The 11,405-nt window shown below is 65.7% G+C and carries 8 protein-coding genes; 3 read left to right on the plus strand and 5 right to left on the minus strand.

The window, feature by feature from the left end:
• Positions 1–25: 25 nt before the first annotated feature.
• From IV088_RS26185 to ppsA, 5 genes are all read right to left on the minus strand, one after another.
• A complete protein-coding gene (locus tag IV088_RS26185; RefSeq protein WP_291108089.1) occupies positions 26–2,221 on the minus strand; it encodes an exonuclease domain-containing protein in 2,196 nt (731 codons plus the stop codon).
• 2 nt (positions 2,222–2,223) lie between these two features.
• Entirely contained in the window at positions 2,224–2,592 is a 369-nt protein-coding gene (locus IV088_RS26190; RefSeq protein WP_291108092.1) for a response regulator, read from the minus strand.
• Complete coding sequence (locus IV088_RS26195) at positions 2,589–5,357, minus strand: sensor histidine kinase (RefSeq protein WP_291108095.1); 2,769 nt, start codon at positions 5,355–5,357, stop codon at positions 2,589–2,591. Before IV088_RS26195 ends, IV088_RS26190 begins: the two co-directional genes overlap by 4 nt.
• A 9-nt stretch (positions 5,358–5,366) precedes the next feature.
• Entirely contained in the window at positions 5,367–5,588 is a 222-nt protein-coding gene (locus tag IV088_RS26200; RefSeq protein ID WP_291108098.1) for a hypothetical protein, read from the minus strand.
• 147 nt (positions 5,589–5,735) lie between these two features.
• Positions 5,736–8,147 carry a phosphoenolpyruvate synthase gene (ppsA, locus tag IV088_RS26205; protein ID WP_291108100.1) on the minus strand — a complete coding sequence of 804 codons (2,412 nt, stop codon included), beginning with the start codon at positions 8,145–8,147 and terminating at the stop codon, positions 5,736–5,738.
• Between the two features lie 246 nt (positions 8,148–8,393).
• On the opposite strand from ppsA, the gene IV088_RS26210 reads away from it, so the two are divergent.
• From IV088_RS26210 to IV088_RS26220, 3 genes are all read left to right on the plus strand, one after another.
• Positions 8,394–9,215 (plus strand): pyruvate, water dikinase regulatory protein, encoded by an 822-nt coding sequence (locus tag IV088_RS26210; protein ID WP_291108103.1) that lies wholly within the window; start codon positions 8,394–8,396, stop codon positions 9,213–9,215.
• 176 nt (positions 9,216–9,391) lie between these two features.
• A complete protein-coding gene (locus IV088_RS26215) occupies positions 9,392–9,700 on the plus strand; it encodes a DUF485 domain-containing protein (protein WP_291108106.1) in 309 nt (102 codons plus the stop codon).
• A partial coding sequence (locus IV088_RS26220) for a cation acetate symporter (protein WP_291108109.1) occupies positions 9,697–11,405 on the plus strand: 1,709 nt, incomplete at its 3' end. The genes IV088_RS26215 and IV088_RS26220, both read left to right, overlap by 4 nt.

An 11,405-nucleotide genomic window follows, 5' to 3' on the forward strand; every position in this document is an offset into this window, starting at 1 on the left:
CGCCATGAGGGCGCGGCGCGGGAGGTCAATACCGTATTCGGGCGTAGTACGTTTTTTTCGCCGCTTCGCGCGCCTGGCCCAGGGTGTGGATGCCTTTTTCGGCCAGCAGCGGGATCAGCTTCAGGAACACCTCGGCCGTGACCATGGCGTCGCCCAGGGCCGTGTGGCGGCCGACGATGGTCACGTTGAAGCGCTCGGCGATGGCCTCCAGCCGGTGCGAGTCCTGGTTGGGGTGGATCACGGCCGACAGCAGCAAGGTGTCGAGCACCGGGTGGTCAAACACCACCCCCGCCTGCGACTCCTTGATTTGCAGGAAGCGCATGTCGAACGCCGCGTTGTGCGCCACCAGCACCGTGTCCTGCGCGAACGCATGAAAGGCGGGCAGCACCTGGTCGATGGTGGGCTGCCCCATCACCATGTCGGGCCGGATGCCGTGGATCGGTATCGACGCGGCGGGAATCAGGCGCTGCGGATTCACCAGCTGCTCGAAACACTCCTGCCGCAGCAGCTTGTGGTTGACGATGCGCGCCGCGCCGATCTGGATGATCTCGTCGCCCTGCCCCGGGTTCAGCCCGGTCGTCTCGGTGTCGAACACGGTGTAGACCAGATCGGTCAGCGGGCGGTCGTCCAGCGTGCGCGTTTGTTCGGTGGTCTTGAACAGGTCGAAATCGTAGTACTCGGGCCGGCTGTCGTTCTTCGACAGCGGAGCGGCGTCCACCGGCTCCTGCGGGTTGGCCAGCGGCAGCAGGAAGCGAAAAAAGGCTTGGTGGCGCTGGCGCTCGCGCTCGAACCAGAAGGCCCCGTTGTGGCGCTCGACCACGTCGCGAACGGTCAGGCGCACGGTCTCGCTGCCCACCTTCATCGGGTCCATTTCCCAGCTCATCACCGTTTCCGTGCTCATCGCCTGGCCGCTCCAGATCAGGTCCAGCCAGGCCTTGCCCGGGCTGCCCACGGCCGGCTGCAAACGCAACTGGACAAAGCGCACCTCGAACTCGTCGGCCAGGCGACCCGTGAGAGACACCAGGGCCTGCAGCAGCGAAAAGCTCTCGACCTTGAGCCAGAGCGCCCCGTCCAGCTCCGCGGCAGAGGCCGGCAACGTGGTGACGGTTTCGATCCGCTTCTGCGCCGCGGTCACGAGGTCGGTGCCCAGCATGTCTTCCAGCGGCCAGCGCGTTTTCAGGCTGTCGGTCGAACCCGCTTCGAGCGCGCCGATGCGACGGCTCAGGGCGGTGGTCTCGTCCCGGATCACGCCCAGAAAGCGCTCGCGCATGGGGGCGTCGAGATCGGGGTAGTCGAGTATGTCCAACGCCGCCTGCATGTTGGCCAGCGCCGCGCGGCTGCGCTCGGTCAGCGTGTGCAGCACCTGGTCTTTGGCGGACTCGGCCTCGAAATCGCGCGTGATGTTGTCGAGCATGAGCACAAAGCCGGTCAAGTCGAGCGAAGGCTCGTCGGCACCGGCCACCGGCGGGGGCCGCACCGGCGCCATCTGCACCCGCAGCAACTGGCCCGCCGGCGTGGTGGTGACGAACTGCGCCGACGGCTGGCCGGCACCGCGCAGCATGCGTTGCTGGATGTTCTCCAGCGCGTGCGTCACCAGCTTGCGGTCGAACACGCTGTAGATCGAGCGCCCCAGCCCCATCAGTTCGGCCCCACCGGCCACGCCCGGCGCCTGGGACAGTGCACGGAACTGCATGCGGGCGCGCTGGTTGTACAGGATGATGCGCCCGTCCAGGTTGCACACCACCACGCTCTGCGTGAGTTCGGACATGAGCGCGGCCAGCCGGCTCTTTTCCTGTTCAATGTCCTGCGCCGCGACCTGCACCCTGGCGTCCATCTCGGTGCGCAAGGCCTCGCGCTGCGCCACCAGCTGGTTGAACAGCCCGGCCAGCACCCGGGTCTCGACGTTGCCTTTGAGCGGCAGCTCGCGCACCACGTCGGTCCGCAGCAGCACCTGCGCCTCCTCGGCGAGCTGCACCGAGGGCGTGATCCAGTGATCGAACCAGCGCTTGAGCCCGTAGGCGATGGCGGCCATGCCCGCGGCCCAGGTCAGCGCGATCAGCGTCAGGCGATCGCCCAGCAGGCCCCACACGGTCTGGCGCGCATCGGCCTCCAGGGTGGCGCCCAGCAAACCGATGGTGAGCACCAGCCAGACCAGCGACAGCAGGGCCGCCGCCCCCAGCAGCCACCAGAGCCGGCGATCGGTGGTCTTCTGTCCGGCCATGGTCAGGCGTCCAGCAGTTCGCGCACCTTCTGCACCAGCTCCCTGGTGGAGAAGGGTTTGGTCATGTAGGCGTTGGCGCCCAGCGCCAGGCCCTTGGCCACGTCGGTGTCACGCCCCTTGGCGGTGAGCATGACGATCAGCGTGTCCCGCACCAGCTCGTTGGAACGCACCTCGTGACACACGTCAAAGCCGGTCTTGATCGGCATCATCACGTCCAGCAGCACCAGCGACGGGCGCTCGCGCAGGATGGCGTCCACGGCCTCCTGGCCGTCGCGCGCCAGCACCACCTCATAGCCCTCGCGCTTCATCAGGAACTCCAGCGAGATCAGGATGTTGGGCTCGTCGTCTGCGATCAGGATCTTGGTGCTCATGTCTCTGTGCTCCTTTTTTTGTCATCTTGTGCCGGTGTGCCCGGCGCGCGGTGCGGCAACGAAAAACCGAAGCAGGCACCCTGCCCCGGCTCGGACCGCAACCACATGCGCCCGCCGAAATGCGCCACGATCTGGCGGCTGATCGGCAGGCCCAGGCCGGTACCGCCCGGCCGGTAGTGCGCGTCGCCGGCCACCTGCCGGAACTTCTCGAACACCATGGCCTGCTGGTCCTCGGGAACGCCCGGCCCGTTGTCCTCAACCTCGACCTCGACCGACGGGCCCACATTGCGCAGGCGCACCAGCACCCGACCGCCTTCGCGCGGCGCGTACTTCAGGGCGTTGGACAGCAGGTTGAGCACCACCTGGGTGATGCGGTCCGCGTCGGCACCCACCGGCTCCACGCTCGGTGGCAGGTCCAGCACCAGCGCCACACCCCGCTCCCGGTACATCTCGCCCATGCTCCGTGCGGCCTGCTCCAGCACCTCGCGCAGGTCCACCGCCTCTTCGTTCCACTCGGCCTGCCCGGCCTCGATCTTGGCCATGTCCAGCACCTGGTTCACCAGGCGGCTCAGGCGCTCGGCCTCGGCCACGATGATGCCCAGAAACTGCTGCCGCTGCGGCAGGTCCATGCCGTCATCGTCACGCATCAGCTCGGACAGCGCCCTGATCGAAGTCAAGGGCGTGCGCAGTTCGTGGGTCACCGAGGACATGAAATCGTCCTTGAGCCGGTCCAGGCTCTGCAGCTGCTGGTTGGCCTCGCGCAGCTCGGCCGTGGCGCGCTCCAGCGAACGCGACTTGTCCTCCAGCGCGTGCGAGTAAGCGCGCAACTGGGAGGCCTCGTCCAGGATGCGCATCACATCGTCCAGATCCAGGGCCTCTTCCTCAGCCACCGACGCCACCATCACGCGCGCCGAGGCGCTGCCGATGGCGCCCGCGAGCTGGGTCTCGACGAACTGCACCAGGCGCGCGTCGGCCGGGATGTGCGCGATACCCGCCACCCCCAGCGTCTGGGCGTACCCCGCAAACAGCTGCTGCGCGCGCCCCACCCCCAGAAAGCGCCCCACCAGCGACTGCAGCTCGGGCACCTGGGCCCGCCCCCGCCAGAACACCGGCCGCGCGCCCGCCGTGCGGTGGAACACGTCCACGAACAACAGCGCCTGGCTGGTCTCGGCCGCCGACGGCACGCGCCAGAGCGAAACGCCCACATACGCCCCGATGTTGACCAGCAGGCTCCAGAACAGCGAGTGCGTCAGGTTGTCCAACCCCGACAGGCCCAAAAAGGCCTCGGGCTTGAGCCAGACCCAGCCGAAGAGGCCGTGCTGGAGAAAGCCGTCGGCCAGCCAGCCCGACTTGGCGAGCGACGGCAGCATCAGCGTGTAGGCCCAGAAGCCGAAACCCAGCAGCAGGCCGGCCAACGCGCCGCGCCGCGTGCCGCCTTTCCAATACATGCCACCCAGCATGGCCGGCGCGAACTGTGCCACCGCCGCGAAGCTGATGAGACCGATGCTCACCAGGGCGTAAGCCTCTCCCGCCAAGTGGAAATACAGGTAGCCCAGCAGCAGGATGAACAGGATCGCCAACCGGCGGATGAGCAGCAGCACCCCGGTGAGGTCACCGCTCGCCCGCGCGCCCAGCCGTTGGCTGCGCAGCAAGAGCGGCATGACCAGGTCGTTGCAGACCATGGTCGAGACCGCGATCGCTTCGACGATCACCATGCCGGTCGCGGCCGACAGCCCGCCCACGAAGGCCAGCAGCGCCAGCCCCTGCTGCCCCTGGGACAGTGGCAGCGACAGCACGAAGGTCTCGGGGTCCATGCGCCCCACGCCGAAATGCAGCAGCCCGCCCACGGCGATGGGCAACACGAAGAGGTTGATCAGCAGCAGGTACAGCGGAAACACCCAGACCGCGCGCCGGAGGTGCCGCTCGTCCACGTTCTCCACCACCATCACCTGGAACTGCCGGGGCAGGAAGATGACCGACAACATGGCCAGCAAGGTCAGGCCCGCCCATTGCGCGTAGGCGAAGGGTTGGCCCTGCCCGAAGCGCAGCAGCCGGTTCACGGCCTCAACGGCCTGCGCCTGGTCAAACAGGTCCCCTGGGCCGTCAAACAAGCCAAAGACAACAAACACGCCGACGGCCAGAAACGCCAGCAGCTTGACCATGGATTCAAAGGCGATGGCGGCGACCATCCCCTCGTGGCGCTCGGTGCTGTCCAGGTGCCGCGCGCCAAAGACCATGGTGAACCCCGCCAGCGCCAGCGCCAGGTAGAGCGTGCTGTCGCTCCACCACTGGGCGGGCTGGGCCACGGCCTGGCCCAGCGGCGAGGTCAGCACCGCGTAGCCGCTGGCGATGGCCTTGAGCTGCAGCGCGATGTAGGGAACGATGCCCACCACGGTGATCAGCGTCACCAGGCCCGCGAGGGTCGGGCTCTTGCCGTAGCGGCTGGCGATGAAGTCGGCGATCGAGGTGATGCGGTAGGTCTTGGCGATGCGGATCATCTTGCGAACCACCATCCAGGCCAGCACCATGGCCAGCATCGGCCCGAGGTAGATCGGCAGGAACCACACCCCCGTGTTCGCGGCGCGCCCCACGCTGCCGAAGTAGGTCCAGGCCGTGCAATACACCGCCATCGACAGCGCATAGACCCAGGCATTGCCAATGACCGAGCGCCCCTGCGCGGCCCGCCGGTCACCCCAGTAGGCCACCGCAAACAGCAGCAGCAGGTAGGCAAACGAAACGCCGATGACCAACGGGGCCGACAACATGGCGGGGTGTCAGTCCGCGCTGTCGGGCGCGGCCGTTTCAGGCGAGCGCTCAACGACCCAGGCCAGCGCCGCGATCAGCAGCGCCCAGATCAGGAACAAGGCGGCGGGAAACAGCGGCACGCCGAGCACCCGGGCGTCGTGGTCCCAGAGCGCCAGCAGCGGAAAGTTGAACAACAACAGGCCGGCCACAAACAGGGCCACCAGGCGTTGGGCGTCCAGACCTTGGAACATGGGCGTCTCCTCATTCGGTGGCGCCCTCGTGGGGGCGCCTTTGCAACCGATTGTGCGCCAGGCACTGACCACGGCCTTACGCCGTCGCGCACAAAAAAAGCGGCAGGGCTGTCGCCCGGCCGCCTTGATGAGAAGAGCCCTGAACGCTTACTTCGCGGTGGAAGCCAGCAGCTGCCAGGTGTCTGCCACCGAATCAGGATTCAGCGAGATCGAGCTGATGCCCTCGTCGCGCAGCCACTGGGCGAAGTCCGGGTGGTCGCTGGGGCCCTGGCCACAGATGCCGACGTACTTGCCCTGAGCCTTGCAGGCGCCAATCGCCATTTTCAGCAGCGCCTTCACGGCCGGGTCGCGCTCGTCGAAGTCCTTGGCCAGCAGCTCCAGGCCCGAATCACGGTCCAGGCCCAGGGTGAGCTGGGTCAGGTCGTTGGAGCCGATGGAGAAGCCGTCGAAGTACTGGAGGAACTCGTTCGCCAGCACCGCGTTGCTCGGGATCTCGCACATCATGATGACCTTGAGTTCGTTCTCGCCGCGCTTCAGGCCTTTTTCGGCCAGCAGTTCGGTCACGCGTTGCGCCTGACCCAGCGTGCGCACGAAGGGCACCATCACCTGCACGTTGGTCAGGCCCATGTCTTCGCGCACGCGCTTCAAGGCTTCGCACTCCATCGCAAAGGCTTCGCGGAACTCTTCGCTGATGTAGCGCGCCGCACCGCGGAAGCCCAGCATGGGGTTCTCTTCATCGGGCTCGTAGCGGCTGCCGCCGACCAGCTTGCGGTACTCGTTGGACTTGAAGTCCGACAGGCGAACGATCACCGGCTTGGGCCAGAAGGCCGCTGCGATGGTGGCCACACCTTCGGCCACCTTGTCCACGTAGAAAGCGCGCGGCGAGGCGTGGCCACGGGCCACCGACTCCACGGCCTTCTTCAGGTCGGCGTCGATCGCGGGGTAGTCCAGGATCGCCTTGGGGTGCACGCCGATGTTGTTGTTGATGATGAATTCCAGGCGGGCCAGGCCGACGCCGCCGTTGGGGATCTGCGCGAAGTCGAACGCCAGCTGGGGGTTGCCCACGTTCATCATGATCTTCACGTCCACCTCGGGCATCGCGCCGCGCTGTACCTCGGTGATCTCGGTTTCCAGCAGGCCGTCGTAGATGTGGCCGGTGTCGCCCTCGGCGCAGCTCACCGTGACCAGCGTGCCGTCCTTGAGCGTATCGGTGGCGTTGCCGCAACCCACCACGGCCGGGATGCCCAGCTCGCGAGCGATGATGGCCGCGTGGCAGGTGCGGCCCCCGCGGTTGGTCACGATGGCGCTGGCGCGCTTCATCACCGGCTCCCAGTTCGGGTCGGTCATGTCGGTCACCAGCACGTCGCCGGGCTGCACCTTGTCCATCTCGCTGATGTTGTGCACCAGGCGCACCGGGCCGGTGCCGACCTTCTGACCGATGGCGCGGCCCGAGGCCAGCACGGCGCCCTTGCCCTTGAGCTTGTAGCGCACCTCGGTCTTGCCGGCCGACTGACTCTTCACGGTTTCAGGCCGGGCCTGCAGGATGTACAGCTGGCCGTCGGTGCCGTCCTTGCCCCACTCGATGTCCATCGGGCGACCATAGTGCTGCTCGATCACCAGCGCGTAGTGCGCCAGCTGCTCGACGTCGGCGTCGGTCAGGCTGTAGCGGTTGCGCTGTTCGACCGGCACGTCCACCGTCTTCACCAGCTTGCCCTTGAGCGCGCTGTCGCCGGCTTTCTCTTCGGCCGTGGTGAACGTCATCTGGATCAGCTTGGAGCCGAGGTTGCGGCGGATCAGCGCGCGCTTGCCGGCTTTCAGCATGGGCTTGTGCACGTAAAACTCGTCGGGGTTCACGGCGCCCTGCACCACCGTCTCGCCCAGACCGTAGCTGGAGGTGATGAAGACCACATCCTCAAAACCCGACTCGGTGTCGATGGTGAACATCACACCGGCCGCGCCGGTGTCGGAGCGCACCATGCGCTGCACGCCGGCGGACAGGGCCACGTCGGCGTGGGCAAAGCCCTTGTGCACGCGGTAGCTGATGGCGCGGTCGTTGTACAGGGAGGCGAACACCTCCTTCATCTTGTGCAGCACCTCTTCGATGCCGTGCACGTTCAGGAAGGTTTCCTGCTGGCCGGCGAACGAGGCATCGGGCAGGTCTTCGGCGGTGGCCGAGCTGCGCACGGCGAAGGTGGCTTTGTCGTTGTCACCCACCAGCGTGACGAACGCCTCGCGGATGGCTTTTTCGAGGTCGGCCGGGAACGGCTGGTTTTCCACCATGGCGCGGATCTCGGCACCGGCCTCGGCCAAGGCGCGCACGTCTTCGGTGTCCAGCGCATCGAGGCGGGCGTTGATGCGCTCGGTCAGGCCGTCGTACTGGAGAAATTCGCGGAAGGCGTGCGCCGTGGTGGCGAAGCCGGTGGGCACCTTCACGCCGCTGGGCAGTTGCGAAATCATCTCGCCGAGGCTGGCGTTCTTGCCGCCGACGGCTTCGACGTCGCTCATTCGCAGTTTTTCGAAGGGGACGACCAGATCGGTCGCGCCAAACAGGTTGGACATGGGAAGACTCCTAAGGTTAAAAAACCGGGAATGCCATGCGCCAGCGGGTGACCTGTGGTTCTGTTGTGGGTCGTGCACCGGGCAAGGGGCAACAATCTGGGCGACGGGGAACCGGGATAATGGTTACCAACCGAGTACATGATTGTAGGGGGCCGATCCGCGCAAGGCACGCTGGCAGAGGCCCGAAGCCTGAATTCAGCTGACGGCTTCCCTGAAATTTCTTCAAAACCTTCGCGCCCGTCCACCATGCCCAACCGCACCGTTTTCTTCATCTCCGACGGCACCGGCATCACCGCCGAGACCTTTGGCAACGCCATCCTGGCGCAGTTCGAGACCGAGGTGCGGCGGGTGCGCCTGCCGTTTCTGGACAGTGTGGACAAGGCCCACCAGGCGGTTCGCCAGATCAACCACACGGCCGAGGTCGAGGGCAGGCGCCCGCTGGTCTTCGCCACCGTGGTCAACATGGAGGTGCTGGCCGTGGTGAAGGCGCACTGCACCGGCATGATGCTCGACATGTTCGGCACGTTCGTGGAGCCGCTGGAAGACGAGCTGGGCATCAAGTCCAACCACCGTGTCGGGCGCTTTTCGGACGCGTCCAAAAGCAAGGAATACAACGACCGCATCGAGGCGATCAACTTTTCGCTCATGCACGACGACGGCCAGAGCCACCGCGATCTGGCAGGCTCGGACGTGATCCTCGTCGGCGTGAGCCGCAGCGGCAAGACCCCCACCTCGCTCTACCTCGCCATGCAACACGGCCTGAAGGCGTCGAACTACCCGCTGATCCCGGAAGACTTTGACCGCCGCAAGCTGCCGCCGGCCCTGGTACCGCACCGCAAGAAGATCTTCGGCCTCACGATCGCACCGGAACGCCTGAGCGAGATCCGCAACGAACGCCGCCCCAACTCGCGCTACGCGAGCCTGGAGAACTGCCGCGCGGAGGTGAACGAGGCCGAAGCAATGATGCGTCGCGAAGGCATTCGCTGGCTGTCCACCACCACCAAGTCGATCGAAGAAATCGCCACCACCATCCTGCAGGAGATCCGGCCGGAACGGCTGGCGTACTGAGCGGTCATTCGGGGCGGGCCCGATGCATTCAGACATTACACACGTCTGACAAAACGCACGATCACGCCCTAGGGAAAGTCCCCCCTCCGCAAGCGAGCGCGTGCGCGTTTGGGTAAGTGCACCGTAAGTGGTGAGTCCTACTCTGCCTTCTGTTCAAACCCACAGAAGGAGACGGTATGGAAAATGATCTGGTTCAACGGATTGCGAGCAATCCGAAATACCAGGAGCTCAAGGCCAAGCGATCCAGCTTTGGCTGGTGGCTGACGCTGGCAATGATGGTCGTGTACTACGGCTTCATCATGCTCGTGGCTTTCAACAAAGAGTTCCTCTCACAAAAAATCGGCACCGGCGTGATGACCATGGGCATTCCCATCGGCTTCGGCGTCATCGTGTTCACCATCGTGATCACGGCCATCTATGTCAAGCGAGCGAACACCGAGTTCGACGAACTCTCCAGTGCGGTGGCCAAGGCGGTGTTGAAATGAATCTCTTGAACAACCACACACGCCGCGTCCTGACGCTGCTCGCGCTGTTCGGCGTCTCGTTTGCGGCCTGGTCGGCGGGCGCCGACCTCGGGCAGGCTGAAAAGCAGGCCACCAACTGGACGGCCATCACGATGTTTGCCCTCTTTGTGGTGGGCACGCTGTTCATCACCAAGTGGGCGGCGGCCAAGACCAAGAGCGCTTCCGACTTCTACACCGCAGGCGGTGGCATCACCGGCTTCCAGAACGGCCTGGCGATCGCGGGCGACTACATGTCGGCCGCGTCGTTCCTCGGCATCTCTGCGGCCGTGATGGCCAGCGGCTTTGACGGCCTGATCTACTCCATCGGCTTCCTGGTCGGCTGGCCGGTGATCACCTTCCTGATGGCCGAGCGGCTGCGCAACCTGGGCAAGTTCACCTTCGCCGACGTGGCCGCGTTCCGCTTCAACCAGACACCGGTCCGCATCTTCGCGGCCTCCGGCACGCTGGTGGTGGTCGCGTTCTACCTGATCGCCCAGATGGTCGGTGCCGGTCAGTTGATCAAACTGCTCTTCGGTCTCGAGTACTACATCGCCGTGATCATCGTGGGCGCGCTGATGATGGTCTATGTGCTGTTCGGTGGCATGACCGCCACCACCTGGGTGCAGATCATCAAGGCCTGTCTGTTGCTGGGTGGCGCCTCCTTCATGGCCTTCATGGTGTTGTGGCACTTCGGCTTCAGCCCCGAAGCGATGTTCGCCAAAGCCGTTGAAATCAAGGCCGCCCTCGCCGGCCCCGCCAAGACCGCGGCACTGGCCGCGGCTGAAGCGGCGAGCGCCACGGCAACGACGCCAGAAGCTGCCGCCAAAGCCGCCAAGGAACTGGCCACGGCTGCCGCCATGGACCCCGAGAAGATCGGCTTCTCGATCATGGGCCCGGGCAACTTCGTGAAGGACCCCATCTCTGCCATCAGCTTCGGCATGGCGCTGATGTTCGGTACCGCCGGCCTGCCCCACATCCTGATGCGCTTCTTCACCGTGCCCAGCGCCAAGGAAGCACGCAAGTCGGTGATGTGGGCCACCGGCTGGATCGGCTACTTCTACCTGCTGACGTTCATCATCGGTTTCGGTGCCATCACCTTCGTGCTGACCAACCCGCAGTTCCTGGACGCCAAGGGCGCCCTGCTGGGTGGCAACAACATGGCGGCGGTGCACCTGGCCAACGCCGTCGGCGGCAACGTGTTCCTGGGCTTCATCTCGGCCGTGGCCTTCGCGACCATCCTCGCGGTGGTGGCGGGCCTGACGCTGTCCGGTGCCTCGGCCGTGTCGCACGACATCTACGCCACGGTGATCAAGAAGGGCAAGGCCGACAGCGCATCCGAACTGCGCGTGTCGAAGATCACCACGATCTGCCTGGGCATCGTGGCCGTGGTGCTGGGCATTGCCTTCGAGAAGCAGAACATCGCCTTCATGGTGTCGCTGGCCTTCGCCATCGCCGCCTCGGCGAACTTCCCGGTGCTGTTCATGAGCGTGCTGTGGAAAGACTGCACGACCAAGGGCGCCGTGATCGGTGGCTTCCTGGGCCTGATCTCGTCGGTGGCGCTGACCATCGTGTCGCCCTCGGTGTGGGAAGCCACGCTGGGCAACCCCAAAGGCTCGGCCTGGTTCCCCTACACCTCGCCGGCCCTGTTCTCCATGACCATCGGCTTCGTGGGCATCTGGCTGTTCTC

The sequence above is a fragment of the Hydrogenophaga sp. genome, from assembly GCF_018780075.1.
Lineage (GTDB): Bacteria > Pseudomonadota > Gammaproteobacteria > Burkholderiales > Burkholderiaceae_C > Hydrogenophaga.